General features: G+C 38.9%; 19 protein-coding genes and 1 rRNA gene. 16 read left to right on the forward strand and 4 right to left on the reverse strand.

The annotated features are described in order from the left end of the window. The first annotated feature begins 41 nt into the window (after positions 1-41). Genes BW142_RS20040 through BW142_RS20075 form a run of 8 tightly spaced genes read left to right on the forward strand, consistent with a single transcriptional unit; the run spans position 42 to position 5,683 of the window. Positions 42-629, forward strand: a complete 588-nt coding sequence (locus tag BW142_RS20040; RefSeq protein ID WP_024597727.1) for a prepilin-type N-terminal cleavage/methylation domain-containing protein — start codon at positions 42-44, stop codon at positions 627-629. Continuing rightward, positions 629-1,003, forward strand: a complete 375-nt coding sequence (gene gspI / locus BW142_RS20045) for a type II secretion system minor pseudopilin GspI (RefSeq protein WP_024597726.1) — start codon at positions 629-631, stop codon at positions 1,001-1,003. The genes BW142_RS20040 and gspI overlap by 1 nt, the downstream gene beginning before the upstream one ends. Then, positions 1,004-1,654: a type II secretion system minor pseudopilin GspJ gene (gene gspJ / locus BW142_RS20050; protein WP_076926096.1), complete on the forward strand. Its 651-nt coding sequence runs from the start codon at positions 1,004-1,006 to the stop codon at positions 1,652-1,654. After that, entirely contained in the window at positions 1,647-2,636 is a 990-nt protein-coding gene (gene gspK, locus BW142_RS20055; RefSeq protein ID WP_024597724.1) for a type II secretion system minor pseudopilin GspK, read from the forward strand. The genes gspJ and gspK overlap by 8 nt, the downstream gene beginning before the upstream one ends. Next, complete coding sequence (gene gspL / locus BW142_RS20060) at positions 2,633-3,841, forward strand: type II secretion system protein GspL (RefSeq protein ID WP_076926097.1); 1,209 nt, start codon at positions 2,633-2,635, stop codon at positions 3,839-3,841. The genes gspK and gspL overlap by 4 nt, the downstream gene beginning before the upstream one ends. Continuing rightward, positions 3,838-4,311, forward strand: a complete 474-nt coding sequence (locus BW142_RS20065; protein WP_024597722.1) for a type II secretion system protein M — start codon at positions 3,838-3,840, stop codon at positions 4,309-4,311. The genes gspL and BW142_RS20065 overlap by 4 nt, the downstream gene beginning before the upstream one ends. A 3-nt stretch (positions 4,312-4,314) precedes the next feature. Beyond that, on the forward strand, positions 4,315-5,073 hold the full coding sequence (locus BW142_RS20070; RefSeq protein ID WP_076926098.1) for a type II secretion system protein N: 759 nt from the start codon (positions 4,315-4,317) through the stop codon (positions 5,071-5,073). A 22-nt stretch (positions 5,074-5,095) separates the two neighbouring features. After that, positions 5,096-5,683 (forward strand): UPF0149 family protein, encoded by a 588-nt coding sequence (locus BW142_RS20075; RefSeq protein ID WP_024597720.1) that lies wholly within the window; start codon positions 5,096-5,098, stop codon positions 5,681-5,683. A gap of 24 nt (positions 5,684-5,707) precedes the next feature. On the opposite strand, the gene BW142_RS20080 is transcribed toward BW142_RS20075, so the two are convergent. Both BW142_RS20080 and BW142_RS20085 read right to left on the reverse strand, forming a co-directional pair. Next, entirely contained in the window at positions 5,708-5,914 is a 207-nt protein-coding gene (locus BW142_RS20080; RefSeq protein WP_024597719.1) for a hypothetical protein, read from the reverse strand. After that, the gene (locus BW142_RS20085; protein ID WP_024597718.1) at positions 5,914-6,273 is read right to left on the reverse strand and encodes a hypothetical protein; all 360 of its coding nucleotides are present in this window, start codon (positions 6,271-6,273) and stop codon (positions 5,914-5,916) included. The genes BW142_RS20080 and BW142_RS20085 overlap by 1 nt, the downstream gene beginning before the upstream one ends. A gap of 288 nt (positions 6,274-6,561) precedes the next feature. Here BW142_RS20085 and ccoG point away from each other — a divergent pair, with 288 nt between their 5' ends. From ccoG to BW142_RS20110, 5 genes are all read left to right on the forward strand, one after another. Then, a complete protein-coding gene (gene ccoG, locus BW142_RS20090; protein WP_076926099.1) occupies positions 6,562-7,992 on the forward strand; it encodes a cytochrome c oxidase accessory protein CcoG in 1,431 nt (476 codons plus the stop codon). Between the two features lie 86 nt (positions 7,993-8,078). After that, positions 8,079-9,053, forward strand: coding sequence for a serine/threonine protein kinase (locus tag BW142_RS20095; RefSeq protein ID WP_008137601.1), 975 nt, complete (start codon positions 8,079-8,081; stop codon positions 9,051-9,053). Between the two features lie 32 nt (positions 9,054-9,085). Further along, positions 9,086-9,709, forward strand: coding sequence for a thiol:disulfide interchange protein DsbA/DsbL (locus BW142_RS20100; protein ID WP_007586563.1), 624 nt, complete (start codon positions 9,086-9,088; stop codon positions 9,707-9,709). A gap of 16 nt (positions 9,710-9,725) precedes the next feature. Further along, a complete protein-coding gene (locus tag BW142_RS20105) occupies positions 9,726-10,364 on the forward strand; it encodes a thiol:disulfide interchange protein DsbA/DsbL (RefSeq protein ID WP_076926100.1) in 639 nt (212 codons plus the stop codon). A gap of 59 nt (positions 10,365-10,423) precedes the next feature. Next, positions 10,424-10,876: a DUF523 domain-containing protein gene (locus BW142_RS20110; protein WP_076926101.1), complete on the forward strand. Its 453-nt coding sequence runs from the start codon at positions 10,424-10,426 to the stop codon at positions 10,874-10,876. A gap of 10 nt (positions 10,877-10,886) precedes the next feature. Here BW142_RS20110 and trmA read toward each other — a convergent pair whose 3' ends face one another. Continuing rightward, entirely contained in the window at positions 10,887-11,984 is a 1,098-nt protein-coding gene (gene trmA / locus BW142_RS20115) for a tRNA (uridine(54)-C5)-methyltransferase TrmA (RefSeq protein ID WP_076926104.1), read from the reverse strand. 162 nt (positions 11,985-12,146) lie between these two features. Between trmA and BW142_RS20120 the strand changes: the two genes are divergently transcribed. After that, entirely contained in the window at positions 12,147-13,286 is a 1,140-nt protein-coding gene (locus BW142_RS20120) for a DUF5610 domain-containing protein (RefSeq protein ID WP_076926102.1), read from the forward strand. A 65-nt stretch (positions 13,287-13,351) separates the two neighbouring features. Next, positions 13,352-14,152, forward strand: a complete 801-nt coding sequence (gene murI / locus BW142_RS20125) for a glutamate racemase (RefSeq protein ID WP_076926103.1) — start codon at positions 13,352-13,354, stop codon at positions 14,150-14,152. Here the strand turns inward: murI and BW142_RS20130 are convergent. After that, on the reverse strand, positions 14,115-14,594 hold the full coding sequence (locus tag BW142_RS20130; RefSeq protein ID WP_024596401.1) for an RNA-binding protein: 480 nt from the start codon (positions 14,592-14,594) through the stop codon (positions 14,115-14,117). The two genes, murI and BW142_RS20130, sit on opposite strands and share 38 nt — an antisense overlap. A gap of 667 nt (positions 14,595-15,261) precedes the next feature. Here BW142_RS20130 and BW142_RS20135 point away from each other — a divergent pair. Next, a 16S ribosomal RNA gene (locus BW142_RS20135) occupies positions 15,262-15,659 on the forward strand; the annotation flags it as partial.

Below are 15,659 nucleotides of genomic sequence, written 5' to 3' on the forward strand. Positions count from 1 at the left end.
TACATCGTTTTGTATGAACATGTTATTGCTAGAGGCTTGCTATGAAAGCAAGCCTTAAGCAGTGTCATACAAAAAGCAGCGGCTTTAGTTTAATTGAAATTTTAGTGGTACTAGTGATCATCGCTTTTGCCACCAAAATGGTGGTATACAGCTTAGAAGGCGGTGCGGAGGAAGAATTAGATACTCAAGCACTCAGGCTGCATACCACCATTAATATGGCATCTGAATTTGCTATTTTAAACCAAGTTGAATTGGGATTGTTAGTTGAAGACAACACGCTAGAGTATTTAGTTTTCGATGGTGAAAAGTGGATTACCTTTGACCGTGAAGATCTTTTTAAACCAATCGAGTTAGATGAAAGATTAAAGCTTACTCTTAATTTAGAAGATTTAGCGTGGGCGCAAGATAATCTCTTAGAGCAATCTAACTGGCGCGAGCTTATGAGTGGTGGCGATGAAGACAGTTTACTTGAGCTCAAAAAGCTGAAAATCCCACAAGTACTTATTTTGTCATCAGGTGAAGTAAGTGCGTTTCAGCTTATATTAGAGTTAAAAGATCAAAGTGAGCCTGTGTATTACATTGAAGGTGAATTTACAGCACCTATTAACTTTCGCCGAGAGCCAGAATAATGAAGCATACTAAAGGGTTTACCTTATTAGAAGTGCTTGTAGCATTAAGTATTTGCGCCATGGCCGGCATAGCGGCAATGCAAGCAACAAGCGAGCATATACATCACTTAACCACTATTGAAGAACAAACCTACGCATCGTGGGTCGCCGAAAACGTTATTATTGAACAACGTACTAAAGGTGAGCAATGGCAAGGTAAAAATAACCTTAAAGGCAGCGAAGTAATGGGCGGCGTTGAATGGTTTTGGCAACAAGAAGTAACCGCTACCGCTGATAAGAGCTTTGTTAAGCTAACAATCAATGTTTTTACGGATGAAAAGTATGAGCATTCGGCATATGAGTTATCAACGTATCTTAATAAAGGCAAAAAGTAAGTGAAGCAGCGCGGGTTTACATTACTCGAAGTTATGGTTGCACTGGGTATTTTAGCTTTTGTTATTATTGCTACTCATCAAATACTAGAGACGACGACAAGAGCAAAAGATGCCTCAGATGAAAAAATTACTGAGCTAAATGGATTGCAAACAACATTTAGGTTAATGGATCAAGATTTTAGCCAAATGACCAAACGCGCAGTTCGCAATGAGTCGGGCGATGTTCAAGAGCAATACTTATTGGCTGGTCGTTATGTTTTAGAAAGCCAGTACGATGGTATTGCGTTTGTACGAGATGGTTGGATAAATCCAATAAATTTATTACCACGTTCTGAGCTACAAGCCGTCGGTTATAGAGTGATAGACGATAACCTTGAGCGTGTTTATCGGGTTTATGTTGATCAGCTTGATAATATGGAGCCGCGGGTTCAACGTGTACTGGAAAATATTGAAGAGCTTAAGTTTGAGTTTTTGGATGATAAAAACGAATGGCAAGAACAGTGGGAAATTAAAGCGCTTCCTAAAGCGGTTGCTGTTACGTTGCAACAAATAAAAGCAGAGCCAATTCGTCGTGTATTTTTAGTACCAGGGCAGGGCAAGGTTGTTGCTCCACCAAGCACAACACAAGATACGAGCGTGGATAATGGTTAAGCAGAAATCATCGCGCGGCGCAGCACTTGTTATTGTTTTGTTTATTGTGGCATTAGCGGCTATTTTAGCAGTAGAAATGAGTGCTAATTTAATGGTGCAAGTGCAAAAAAGTACTAATTTGCAAGGTCATCAGCAAGCTAAATGGTACGCCTACGGTGCAGAAGAGCTTGCTATTAAAGGGCTAATACAAAGTAAAAAAGATGATGCCGATAAAACAACACTTGATCAAGTTTGGGCAACTCAAGGTGATGCTTCATACCCTGTTGATAACGGCACGTTAAGTGGCAAAATTACTGATTTACAAGCATGTTTAAATTTAAATGCTTTAGCTATAGCGCCAGATACAAACAGCGCGAGTAAAACAAACCCTGCGCATAAAGCACTATTTGCATTACTTGAAAATATTGAAGATTTACCTGCTGATGAATCAGAAGAGACAATGGCAGATAGCGTATTCGATTGGCTTGACGAGGACAGCATAACGTATCGCTCAGGCGCAGAGGAAGATGAGTATTTATCACGAGATTTTCCGTATATGACAGCCAATAGTTTATTTGCATCAACATCGGAGCTGCGCTTAGTTAAGGGCTTTAATCCATTAGTGATGGAAAAAGTATTGCCGTATGTATGTGTAATACCCGGCAGTACGCTTTTATCTATTAACGTAAATACATTAATTCCAGAGCAAGCTCTTATACTAAGTGCCTTAATAGAAAGCTTGAGCTTATCTGGCGCTGAGGCTGTGATAGGTGCAAGACCGCAAACTGGCTTTGACACCATTGATGAATTTTTTGAACAGGTGAAGCAGCAAGGCGGTACTAATACCGACTCAGTAAAAAGTTTATTTAGTATTAAAAGCGAATATTTTAAATTACAAACGCAGGCAAATTTTGTCGACCTGCGTTTTTCGATGACCACATTACTGCACGCTAAAGACGGTGACGTAACGATACTGGCGCGAAAATTTGGAGGCGTACAGTGACAGAAATACTGTTGATCCGCACGGGTCAAAACGAGCAAGAATTACTTAACTGGTTAATTTACTCACCACAAGAACAAGAAATAATAGCTAGTGGCGAGTTACCAAATGCAGAGCATTTAAGTGAGCTAAGTGAAAGAGCGCTTACCCGAGAAGTTGTCGTGTTATTACCAAGTGACCAAGTGCAATTAAAAACAGTCGCTTTGCCAACAAAATGGAATCGCAAGCTTGAACAAGCACTGCCATATATGCTCGAAGAAGATATAGCATGTGACGTAGATGAACTGTTTATAGCTGTAGCGCAGCCGACAATACTTGGTGAACAACATGCAATACGAGTAGCAATGACTGACCGTGAATGGTTTGAACAATGGCTCGCATTATTTGCTGAGCATAATTTATCAGTATACAGAATATTACCCGATGCCTTGTTGTTACCGCTTGCAGATGATGGCGCAGTCACCGCTATCGAGCTAAATAACCAATGGTTATTTAAGCAAGGGCAATGGCATATTGGTGCGGTTGAATCTAGTTGGTTAAATGGCTACTTAACAGCCATGGGTAATCCTGATATTAAACATTTCAGCCCAGCTAGTCAGTTTCCAGAAAGCGTTAACTTACAAGCGCAAACGAGTGAGTATGACTTACCTCTAGCATTATTTGCAAAGCAGTTAGATAGCGTTAAGTTTAACTTACGCCAAGGTATGTATCAGCTTAAAAAACAAAGTTCTTTATGGTGGGGTTACTGGAAAGGCGCAGCAATTATAGCAAGTGTTGCATTGGTCTCTACAATTACAATAAAAGCGATTGAGCTGCATCAACTTAATACACAACTAGAAGTAGCTAAGGCTCAAGTAGTCGACAGATACCAAAAAGCATTTCCGGGAACTAAAGTTCGCCCTAATCTAATTAAAAGCCAAATTAAAGGCGCTTTAGATAAAGTGCAAGGCTCAAGTGAGTCGGGCTTTTTAGACTTAACGACTAATTTAGTTGACGTATTTTCTCAAGTCAGTGAATTTACTCCTGAAACACTTCGTTATGACAAACGTCGCAATGAGCTGCGTATTCGTGCACGCGCGAAAGACTTCCAAACCTTTGGTAAAGTAAAAATCATACTTGAAAAACAAGGTTTAACGGTTGAGCAAGGGTCTTTAAATAACGACGGTGATTATGTAGTTGGCGAAATTAAACTGCGAGGTGCAGTATGAAAAAGCAGTTAATGCAACAATGGCGCTCGCTCAAAGAGCAAGAACAACAATTGGTAATGGTCGCAGGTGGCGTGTTTATTATTTTTGTTTTAGTAATGGGAATATTTAGACCATTAAACAATGCGATAGAAAAGGCACAGCAATCTCAAATTAAACAACAAGAGCTATTAGCTTGGGTTGATGAAAGTATTGTTAAGCTAAAGGCTGCGGGTAACACCAGTGTTGCTAGCAATGCAAACTTAAGCCAAATTGTTAATTCTACACGTGGACGCCATCAAATAAGTATTAGTAAAATGCAGCCAAGTAGTGATTCACTACGTTTGACGTTAGATTCTGTAGAATTTAATCAGTTAATAGAGTGGTTAGATGAACTAGTGAATCAACATGGCTTAAAAATCGAAAACTTAGATTTAAGCCGCGATGATAAATCAGGCTATGTGCGTGTAAGCCGTTTGGTATTAGAGAATTAATTAATGAAAAAAATAATAACGTTATCGGCTGTCTTTTTAATTAGTTTTATTGTGTTTTGTATTATTAAATTACCAGCAAGTATTGCGCTAGATGTCGCAAAACCGTATTTTCCAGAGCAATTAGAAGTCGGGCAAACTGTAGGTACTGTTTGGCAAGGTCAAATGATGCAAGTTCGCTTTGATGGTGAGCAGTTAAATAATGTGCGCTGGGACATTGCTGGCTGGAAGTTATTTACAGGTAAGCTAAATGCGAATGTGAAATTTGGTAATGCACGAGAGCGAAGTGATATTTCGGGTTACGCAGATGTAAGCTACGGGCTTTTTAATAAAGAAGTTAAAGTGACTGACGGCCTAGTACGCTCAACGGTAGAGCGTGCAATGCAACGCGTGCAACTTCCTCTGCCTGTAACAGCGAAAGGGCGTGTAATTTTAGAACTTGATGAATACAGCTCAGGTGCACCTTATTGTGATTCACTAAAAGGCGAAATAGCGAGTCCTAATATTGACGTACAAGGCTTAAATGGATGGTTTAATATTGGTCCTCTGGCTGGTAAATTAAGTTGTAAGTCGGGCGACGTTGCTATATTAATTGACCCAGATAATACGCTTGGCCTTGAGGCAGATGCTACACTTAAAGCTAATTTCGACTTTAGTGTGGCAGGCTATGTAAAACCAGATGCTAGCTTACCTAAAGATGTACATGATGCGGTTAAGTTTTTAGGCCGACCAGATAGCCAAGGTCGTTATCCGCTCAACTTTTAATGTTTGAATATAAAGAGTTTTAATGCAAATACCCCAATTTACTGAGCTGCAAGCAAAGCAGCTCAGCACATTTTTAAATACGCAATCTAAAGCAATGAACCTTGAGCAAAGCCAAGGCTATTTATTTGGCGTTATTTGCTCGCCCACCCCATTAGATGTGCATGAGTGGCTTGAGCAGATATTACCAAATACAGCCAATGATTTAGATGAAGAAATGCTTTTTTTGTTTATGGCGCTATACCATAAAATTAGTGAGCAAGTATTTGAAACAGGATACAAGCTGCCCGTTGAGTTTACTCTTGAATTTTGTAAACCATGGAGCGAAGGTTTTTTAGTGGCTACTAAAGCATATGCAGAGCCACTTTTAAATGCGCCTGAGTTAGATGCAGAATTTAAAGAAGCATTAGAGAGTGCGCTAAGCACACTGAGCTTTTTTGCTCTTGATCAGCAGGCAATTACACAGATTGCCCAGCAAAATAGTATGACTAAAGAAGCCTTATGCCAGTATCAATATGAATCAATGGGTGACTTTGCACTAGGCTTTGCAGAACTTATAGAAGTTGTGGCCATTAACAGTGGTTTAATAACTGATGACAGTTGGGACGAATAGCTTGAGTTTAAGCGCTTAGTTAATCTAAGCGCTTAGTTCTAATACAATATCAGTACAGCCTTGCTTGCACTTTACCATGCCTTTCCCAGGCTCGCTGGTGGCTAAATCAAGTGTTAAAACCCCATTACACTTATCACACTTTAACGTTTTGCCTTGTGCTAATTGCTTGAGCATATTGCGCTGTTTATGAAATGAGTCGCTTGCTTTTTTATTTAATCCTGAAAAATCCACTACTTTGCTCGCTTTTGCTCTAATGCTTCAGTCACTATTTTACATACCGTATTTAAACGATTGTCATAAAAATAAAGGTTTAAGTCACGTTCACGACAATAGCGTAAGTGAAATAACTGTACAGAGTCATCTGTTGTAAACGTTTTTTCTACGTACTCACCCTCAGATTCAGAGAGTTTAAGTTGAGTGCTAATTCTATTTTTAGCCATATTTGCAGCAGGGCTTCTATTAACCTTACTTGCATCACTTAAAAAGCCAATGCCTTCACCTAGTAACCTTTCGCGAGGTTCTTTTATAAGTGGATGATCGATTGTAAAAAAGGCAAGGATCACAACGACCAAAATAATAAATTTTTTCATGGATACGTAAACCTTGATCTAAGTAGGGTTGAATTACCATGCAGTGTAATAAACTGCATTTTAAAAGCAAGTAACTGGGATGAATAAATTATTAGCAATCTATGCCAGTAATTTTAACCAACATTGTTATAATGGTTAACAGCAGTCAGATATTTCTGAAATATCTGAAAGTATTCGAGAAGGCAATTTATTAAAGTAAATCTGCCTAGCAAGTAACTTGCTAACTTTAAGTATAGAGTACTTGAGTATTGCTGGATTTTTATTTCCAAGCGGCGTTGAGGAACTTCGATGGACAAGCAAATTAAAGTAAAGAGTATCCCTGTAGAGGTGAAAATCCAAAAACCGGATTTAAGCCGTCAAGATGATAGGTTCAATCCCCGAAATCGTATTTATGTGCGTGCCGTAAAAGGCCTACATCAATTACTTAGGCAGCGCATTGGCTTTTTAGGCCTACTTGCGTTTATGTTACTTCCTTGGATTAATTTTAATGGCCAGCAAGCTGTGCTGTTTGATCTAATTGGTCAAAAATACAATATTTTTGGTTTAACGCTATGGCCTCAAGATTTTACCATATTAGCGTTTATTTTTATGCTGGCAGCATTTGCGCTGTTTTTAGTGACGACCTTCTATGGACGGGTGTGGTGTGGTTACACTTGCCCGCAAACTGTTTGGACTTTTATTTTTATTTGGTTCGAGGAAAAGCTTGAAGGCACTGCCAATCAGCGTAAAAAACTCGATCAACGACCCATGGACTTTGATAAGTTTTGGCGTAAAACGGCAAAGCATACTAGTTGGGTATTGTTTTCGTTATATACCGCTATTTCTTTTGTGGGTTACTTTACGCCAATAAGGGAGTTACTTCCTGATTTTGTAACGTTTAACGTGGGTGGTTATGCACTAGTCAGTATTATTTTCTTTGCTGCGTGTACCTATGGTAATGCCGGTTGGATGCGAGAAATTATGTGTTTACACATTTGCCCTTACTCACGTTTTCAATCAGCTATGTTTGATAAAGATACATACACCGTAACGTATGACGAAAGCCGTGGTGAAAGCCGTGGTCCTCGTTCACGTAAAGTTGATCATGAAGATTTAGAGCTAGGCGACTGTATCGACTGTAACTTGTGTGTTCAAGTGTGCCCAACAGGTATTGATATTAGAAATGGGTTACAAGCTGAGTGTATTAATTGTGGTGCATGTATTGATGCGTGTGATGGTGTAATGGATAAAATGGAATACCCGCGTGGGCTTATTTCATATACGACAGAGCGAAACCTCGAAACGCCAGAAAATAAAACGAATCCACTACGAGCTAAAATCATTGGTTACACGGTCATACTTGTTGTGCTTACGGGAGCACTTGTAGCTAATATAGCACTGCGTAAAACAATGGACTTTGATATCATTCGTGATCGAAACCAATTATATCGTGTCGATTTTGATGGTTTAGTAGAGAACACCTACACATTAAAGGTAATTAACAAGGCGCAGTACGAGCAAACTTTTAATATTAAAGTACAAGGGTTAGATAACTTTAAGTATATTGGTAAGCAGTCATTTACTGTGCAGGCAGGGGAATCTCATAACGTGCCATTGTCACTTGTAATGGACCCTTATGATTTGAATGCGCCGATGACAGAGTTTAACTTTGTGCTTTCACCGGTAGATGAGCCGGATGAGACAATATCGCAGTCGAGTAACTTTTTTAAAGCGCGATAATCACAACCTACCTTAAATAGGTGAGTTGATATAGCAATTAACAAAAGCGGGTATATAACCCGCTTTTTATTTTATATAAGAAGAGTATGAGTAAATTTAGTTTTATTGACTTAACACCTGACCTAATACTCGATGCAATAGAAAGCGTAGGTGTGTACGCCGAATCTGGTTTGTTGGCACTCAATAGCTATGAAAACAGAGTGTACCAATTTAAAGCCGATGATGGTCTGCGTTACGTAGTGAAGTTTTATCGCCCAGAGCGCTGGAGTAAAGAGCAAATTCAAGAAGAGCATGACTTTGCATTTGAACTGGCTGAAGCGGAAGTACCTGTTGTTGCCCCTATTTTATATAATGGGCAAAGCTTGTTTGAACACGAAGGTTATTTGTTTGTGTTGTTTCCAAGTGTAGGTGGGCGTTTATTTGAGGTTGATAACTTAGATCAGCTTGATGTAATGGGGCGTTTAATTGGCCGTATGCACCAAGTGGCTAAAACAAAACCTTTTACTTACAGGCCAACAGTTACCTGTGATGAATATTTGCATACAGCCAAAGTTCATCTTCAAAAAAGTAATTTAGTGCCTATGGGAATAAATACCGCCTTTTACACTATTTTAGATTTAGTGATAGAGCAGGCGCAAAAACAGTATAAAGATGTACAAAGTATTCGCTTACATGGTGACTGTCACGTTGGCAATATTTTGTGGGCAGGCGACGCGCTCATGTTTGTAGATTTAGATGATAGTCGCCAAGGTCCTGCAATCCAAGATCTATGGATGATGCTCAGTGGCGATAGAGCGACGCAACTGTTACAGTTAGATACCCTTGTGAATGCGTATGAAGAGTTTTGTGATTTTGATCACTCTCAACTCAAATTAATTGAACCGCTGCGAGCGATGCGTATTATCCATTATATGGGATGGGTAGCTAAACGATGGAGCGATCCTGCCTTTGTGCGGAACTTTACATGGTTTGCTGATGACAAATACTGGGAGCAACAAATTTTAGCACTGAAGGAGCAACTTGCAGCACTGCAAGAAGCACCGTTAAAGTTATTGCCGTAATCTTTTATTTAAAACAAGTACACGAGATATACATGCTTAAAAAATTAAAACTGAGTTTATTACTTTTATGTTTACCATTTGCAGCACTTGCTGCACAGTTTGAAGTTGATAATCAATACACTGTTATTGATGTAGACAAAAGTACATCGCCACAAGTAACCGAGTTTTTCTCATTTTACTGTCCACATTGTTTTAAGTTTGAACCCGTAGCAAAAGCAATTGAACAAGGCCTACCAGAAGGTGCTGAGTTTATTAAAAACCACGTGAACTTTTTAGGTGGCGTGTCACCACAAGCACAAAGTAATTTAAGCTTTGCCTACTTAATTGCTAAGCAGCATGGTCAGGCGCAGAGTATTAGCGATCAAATTTTTAAAAGTATTCATGTGCAACGCGCACCGTTAACTGAAATGAAAGACGTTAAAAAATTACTTGAAGTAAACGGTATTGATAGCGCAACGTTTGATCAAGAAATTGCAAGCATGCCAGTTATTTCGGCTGAGCAAGCAATGCAAAACAAACAAAATAAATATTCAAAATTAGGCGCACTTACAGGTGTACCTACTTTTATTGTTAACGATAAATATAAAATAAACCTCAATACCATCAAAAACCAAAAAGAACTTGATGAGTTAGTAGCGTTTTTATTAGCACTATAAATTTCGGAGCATAATAATGATTAAATTAGTTAAAGCAGGTTTGCTTGCAGTACTACTTCCTATGGCGGCAACAAGCTTTGCAGCAACGTACGAAGAGGGCGTGCATTACGATGTGGTTTCTGAGCGAGCAACTAAAAAGCCAGAAATTAAAGAGTTTTTCTCATTTTACTGCCCTGCATGTAATAACATGGAAGCATTAATTGGTGAATTTAAGCCTAAGCTTGATAAAAACGTTAAATTTAAAAAGAGCCATGTTGATTTTGTAGGTGTACGTGACCCTGAAAATCAACAGATGATGAGCCAGGCACTTGCTACTGCAGAAGTGCTTCCGCAAAAAGATAAAATTGTCTCTGCAATCTTTAATCATATCCATACCAAGCGCGCTAAATTTAATGAGCTTGCAGATGTAAAAGATATATTTGTAGCACAGGGCGTTGATGGCGATAAGTTTGATAAACTTTTCAAAAGCTTCTCGGTACGTACGCTGAGCTCTAAAATGAAACGCGATCAGGACTACTTCAAAGAAAAAGGCGCACTACGTGGCGTACCTACATTTATTGTAAATGGTAAGTATAAATTAAACCTAGGTCGTGAGTCGGGTATTACTGAGCCAGAAGACATTGGTAAACTGATTAATTATTTAGCTAGCAAATAAATTTAGCTAAAACTAAAAAAGCTCCTCAGGGAGCTTTTTTGCTTTATAAGGATGTAGCAATGGAAAAAATATTAGTATCGAGTTGCTTGCTAGGGCAGCCTGTTCGTTATGATGGGAAAGGACAAACATTACAGCATCCACAATTACGGGTATGGCAAAGTAATAAGAAAATAATATCCTTTTGTCCTGAAGTTGCTGGTGGGCTATCTACTCCTAGAGCTCCTGCTGAAATAATACAGGGGAGAGTAATTACTAATTCAGGAGAAGATGTAACAGAGCAATTTCAAACTGGAGCTAATATAGCGCTAGAACTTTGTAAAAAAAATAAAGTTCGTTTTGCTCTACTTAAAGAATCGAGCCCTTCTTGCGGACGAAATACAATATATGATGGAAAGCATCGCGGAGTAAAAATAGAAGGTCTAGGTTTAACTGCAGCATTATTAATAAAGAATGAAATTCAAGTATTTAGTGAAGAGCAAATACCAGCACTTATAAAAGCACTGGCACTTTAATTTTGGTTGGTTATTTACGCTGTAAGAAAACACCCGACTCAATGTGATGCGTATAAGGGAACTGATCAAATATAGCAAAGCGCTTAACGTTGTGCGTACGTGTTAAGTGATCAAGGTCACGCTCAAGGGTTTCTGGATTACACGATATATAAATTATGCTTTCGTAGTTAGCCACTAAGTCACACGTTAATTCATCCATGCCTGCGCGCGGTGGATCAACTAATATGGTTTGGCAGTCATAGCTTTTAAGATCAATACCGTCTAAACGAGAAAAAGTACGTTCGCCATTCATTGCTTGAGTAAACTCTTCACTAGACATACGAATAATATCTAAGTTCTCTACGTTATTTTTAGCAATATTGTATTGAGCAGAATGAACAGATGATTTTGATATTTCCGTCGCTAATACTTTATTAAAAGAGCCTGCTAGCGCAATAGAAAAGTTTCCGTTACCGCAATAAAGTTCTAATAAATCATTTTTAAGTGGCTTACATAAATCTTGTGCCCACTCCAACATATTAATATTTACTTTTGCATTAGGCTGAGTAAAGCTATTTTCTACTTGTTGATAAATAAGCTCTTGACCATTAACTGTTAAACGCTCAGTTACAAAGTCATCACCCAGCACTTCTTTTTGTTTGCGAGCGCGGCCTATAAAGTCAATTTTGTATTTACTGCTTAGTTTTTCTTTAAGCGCTTTAATTTCACTTAACCATTCATCATCAAGTGGTTTGTGATAAAGCAAGCTTACTAAAATTTCACCGCTTAGCGTTGATAGGTAATCGATTTGAAATAACTTACGACGTAATATTTCACAAGGCTTAAGATGCTCAATCATCACCTGCATTATTTCACCTACTAGAGGCGCTGCGGGATCAAATGTATCAACACGGATTTTTTCTTTTGTTTGTTGATCAAACATAATGTGAAACAGATCGTCACCATCGTGCCATACTCTAAATTCAGCACGTTGGCGGTAGTTAGTTGGCTCTGAGCTAAATACTTCTAATTGCTCCACACCAAAACGTTGGAACTGTGCACTAATACGCTGCTCTTTTTCACTTAACTGCGCTTGGTACTGTGTGGTATCTATTTTAATAACTGCCATTAACGCTACTACCTTATCTAAGATCTGTTTATCGGCGCTATTGTAGGGAGCGCTGCGTATTTGTCTAGTTTTGGCTAGCATTTATGCTGTTTTATTGAACATTGTACTTTAGTTTTTAGTGTTATAGCCGATAATAAACTACGCACGCTTAGGAGACGAATCATGAAAATAGGTAATTATGGCTTTACGCCAAACAACAACATCAATAAATTCAACAATAAAGCTGATATACAGCAACCTACAATTACGTCTCCTCAAGATAGCTATCAACAACGAGGTCGAGAGTTGGCCGCAAAGGTGCTTGGCGATAAAATGGCTGAGCAGCTTGGATTACCTATCGCAGAAAAAAAAGCAGATAAACCACTATTTGATTTTGATGAAATAGTAAAAAACGTACTCGATTTTGTAAGTAGTGCTGTTAATAAAGCAAAAGCTAACGGCGCTGATGACGAAAAGCTCAAAGATATGTTAGGCGACGCGCGCAAAGGAGTCCAAATAGGGATCGATGACGCGGTTGATGAGCTCAAAGGAACTGGCGTATTTAATGACGACATGGAAGAGGGCATTAATAAATCTAAAGAGGGTATTTACAATGGGCTTGATGAATTTGAAGAGTCATTATTTAACCCACAACCTGCCAGCGTAAATATAAGCCAGGCTCAATATGTCAGTATGACGAGTAATGCAGAGTATAAATTTACCACCGCAGAAGGCGATGAGGTAAGTATCAGCTTTGCAGATGCATTTGAATCTCAATCGGCAAGCGGCTATCAGCAAAACAGTAATAGCGAGTCGTTTGCAAGCTCATCATCGCAATCTCGACAGGTATCATTTTCGATGTCGGTTAATGGTGACTTAAACGAGCAAGAGCAAGAAGCTATTAATGCGATGATGGAAGATTTACAAGATTTAAGTAAAACATTTTTTGGTGGTGACCTGGATGAAGCATTTGAACAAGCTCAAGAGCTGAGTTTAGACAGTGACCAGCTGGTGGCTTTTTCTATGGATTTACGCCAAACAAAAACAATAGCCACAGTTAAAAGCTATGAAGAATATAAACCAGCACCAGAAAAACAAGTATCAGAGGGCTTAGCTCCCTTTAATGATGACCTTAAAAATGCTTTTGAAAAAGCGGGCGAACTTGGATTACAAAATCAACTAGCTGGCATTCTACAGTGGTTAAATCAAGATCAGGAACAAATAGATAAGTTAGTAGATTACACAAAGTCTATGTTCGAAAACCTTAATCAGTTAAATTCGGCAGCCGACGATCTTGCTGATTTAGAAACCACGCAAAGTTAAACTACTTTCTTTTATAAATACCTCATGGCAAACTGCCGTTCTTAAAGTAAAGTGGGAACAGTAGTTTGTCAGCGCATATAATGGTCTTTGATTCAGGTATTGGTGGAACTACTGTACTTGAGCATATAAAGCACAGTATCCCAAATGCTCAATACAGCTATTTTATGGATAATGCTTTACTACCTTATGGTGCTCAATCCCAGCAGACAATCATTAACCGATTATGCTCACTTATTCATTTCATTAAAGCTAATACGCTTAGCGTTGATTTAATTGTAATAGCGTGTAATACCGCTTCTACATCTGCACTTAGTGCTGTTCGTCAAATTACGGATATTCCTATTGTAGGCGTTGTGCCAGCAATAAAGCCTGCGGCAGAGTTAACACGTTCAAATCATATTGGCTTATTAGCCACACCAGCCACGGTCGCCAGTTCATACACTAAAACATTAATTGCTGAACATGCACGTAATGTAATCGTTAATCTATATAGTAGTGTGGCGTTAGTAACTTTAGCTGAGCAATACTTTTTTACAGAGTCCTTGGATATAAACAAGTTGCATCAAGTGCTTGATGACCTACATATAGACAAAACCATAGATGTACTTGTATTAGGATGTACGCACTTTCCAATACTAGCAGAGCCTATTAGTCAGTATTTTGAAGGAAAGGTTAAATTACTTGATTCAGGTGTAGCGATAGCAAACAGAGTCGACTACCTACTTAAGCAACTTAACTTACGTATGAATAAACTGACAGACATAAAAAAGCCGCTGCAATATTATGCAACGGCTGATGTGTTTAGCAATAAGCTAGCGGTAAAGCTAGTTACACTGACTGATCCGTCTCAGTACGTAGAGCATTAGAATCATCTTCTTGTTTTTGTTTTGCTTCACGTACCTTTAAAGTACGTTGTTGGAACTCGCTATCGTTCAAGTTAGCAATTGCATTGTCTGCATCAGCTTGCGCCATTTCAACAAAACCAAAGCCACGACGTTTGCCAGTATTCTTATCCTTTAATAAACGAACATTGAATACTTTGCCTTGTTCTTCAAATAATGCACGAACCACACCTTCGTTTGCACGATAAGGAAGGTTACCAACATAAAGCGTTTTTGTTTTAACTTCAGCTTCTTCAGTCACATCAGATGAAATTGCAGCAATAGCAATTGCACCTATTAATAAACCAGCACCAAATAGTAATGCAGGGTTTAAAGCTAAGCCGCCTAAAGCAAACTCAACAACAACAAAACCAACTACAGCAAGAATAACAGAGAAGATAAAAGATTTTTGATCGGGTAATTTCATTTTAGATCTACCAATAAACAGGAAATAAACATTAATTTAACATTGTGAACTTGCTATCTTAACGTCTAAATCAAACATAGCAATGATATTTGTATTAAATTATAAATAAGAGCACAAAAAAGCATCACCTTAGGCGGGGTTTCATATAGTTTTACGTGGTTTTGTTCTATTTTTGTTCGAACAGTAAAAAGATCTAAAAAAAGGGTTGATCTGTTTTCGGATCTCCCTATAATGCGACCCCACTGAGACGGGAAACGCCAACGCATAGCGAGGCAGGAACAACTCAGAGAGTTAAATAAAACTTCGGTTTTAAATCTTCCAAAAGAAAGTTTAAAACAAAGTGTTGACTCGAAAAATAAAGGGTGTATTATTCGCATCCCTTGAGACGCTAAAGCGACTCAAAACGTTCTTTAACAATATAAAGCAATCATCTGTGTGGGCACTCGTACAGATTGAGTTCTAACAGCCAACCTACTTAGGTAGCGAGGCAAACAAATTAGAGTCTCAATTGAAACTGAGTGACCATATGTTATTAAAAGATTCAGCCTTGAGCTGTTTTGACTTCACTTTTTTAAAAGTGAAAATAATAACGCACAGTCAATTCGTTTTTGGCAACAAAAACAAAAAATTCAGAATTCATTGAGCTGTCGAAAGACATAAAACTTTTTAATTGAAGAGTTTGATCATGGCTCAGATTGAACGCTGGCGGCAGGCCTAACACATGCAAGTCGAGCGGTAACAGAAAGTAGCTTGCTACTTTGCTGACGAGCGGCGGACGGGTGAGTAATGCTTGGGAACATGCCTTGAGGTGGGGGACAACAGTTGGAAACGACTGCTAATACCGCATAATGTCTACGGACCAAAGGGGGCTTCGGCTCTCGCCTTTAGATTGGCCCAAGTGGGATTAGCTAGTTGGTGAGGTAATGGCTCACCAAGGCGACGATCCCTAGCTGGTTTGAGAGGATGATCAGCCACACTGGGACTGAGACACGGCCCAGACTCCTACGGGAGGCAGCAGTGGGGAATATTGCACAATGGGCGCAAGCCTGATGCAGCCATGCCGCG

Source organism: Pseudoalteromonas sp. EB27, from assembly GCF_001974875.1.
In the GTDB taxonomy this organism is placed as follows: Bacteria; Pseudomonadota; Gammaproteobacteria; order Enterobacterales; family Alteromonadaceae; genus Pseudoalteromonas.

What these genes read in the sequence shown, in the direction of transcription:
- BW142_RS20085 (WP_024597718.1), bottom strand. Translation starts at nt 6,273, where the DNA reads ATGAAAAAATTTATTATTTTGGTCGTTGTGATCCTTGCCTTTTTTACA.
- gspK (WP_024597724.1), top strand. Translation starts at nt 1,647, where the DNA reads ATGGTTAAGCAGAAATCATCGCGCGGCGCAGCACTTGTTATTGTTTTG.
- BW142_RS20130 (WP_024596401.1), bottom strand. Translation starts at nt 14,594, where the DNA reads ATGAAATTACCCGATCAAAAATCTTTTATCTTCTCTGTTATTCTTGCT.
- BW142_RS20040 (WP_024597727.1), top strand. Translation starts at nt 42, where the DNA reads ATGAAAGCAAGCCTTAAGCAGTGTCATACAAAAAGCAGCGGCTTTAGT.
- ccoG (WP_076926099.1), top strand. Translation starts at nt 6,562, where the DNA reads ATGGACAAGCAAATTAAAGTAAAGAGTATCCCTGTAGAGGTGAAAATC.
- gspI (WP_024597726.1), top strand. Translation starts at nt 629, where the DNA reads ATGAAGCATACTAAAGGGTTTACCTTATTAGAAGTGCTTGTAGCATTA.
- trmA (WP_076926104.1), bottom strand. Translation starts at nt 11,984, where the DNA reads ATGGCAGTTATTAAAATAGATACCACACAGTACCAAGCGCAGTTAAGT.
- BW142_RS20100 (WP_007586563.1), top strand. Translation starts at nt 9,086, where the DNA reads ATGCTTAAAAAATTAAAACTGAGTTTATTACTTTTATGTTTACCATTT.
- BW142_RS20075 (WP_024597720.1), top strand. Translation starts at nt 5,096, where the DNA reads ATGCAAATACCCCAATTTACTGAGCTGCAAGCAAAGCAGCTCAGCACA.
- BW142_RS20070 (WP_076926098.1), top strand. Translation starts at nt 4,315, where the DNA reads ATGAAAAAAATAATAACGTTATCGGCTGTCTTTTTAATTAGTTTTATT.
- BW142_RS20110 (WP_076926101.1), top strand. Translation starts at nt 10,424, where the DNA reads ATGGAAAAAATATTAGTATCGAGTTGCTTGCTAGGGCAGCCTGTTCGT.
- BW142_RS20105 (WP_076926100.1), top strand. Translation starts at nt 9,726, where the DNA reads ATGATTAAATTAGTTAAAGCAGGTTTGCTTGCAGTACTACTTCCTATG.
- BW142_RS20120 (WP_076926102.1), top strand. Translation starts at nt 12,147, where the DNA reads ATGAAAATAGGTAATTATGGCTTTACGCCAAACAACAACATCAATAAA.
- BW142_RS20065 (WP_024597722.1), top strand. Translation starts at nt 3,838, where the DNA reads ATGAAAAAGCAGTTAATGCAACAATGGCGCTCGCTCAAAGAGCAAGAA.
- BW142_RS20095 (WP_008137601.1), top strand. Translation starts at nt 8,079, where the DNA reads ATGAGTAAATTTAGTTTTATTGACTTAACACCTGACCTAATACTCGAT.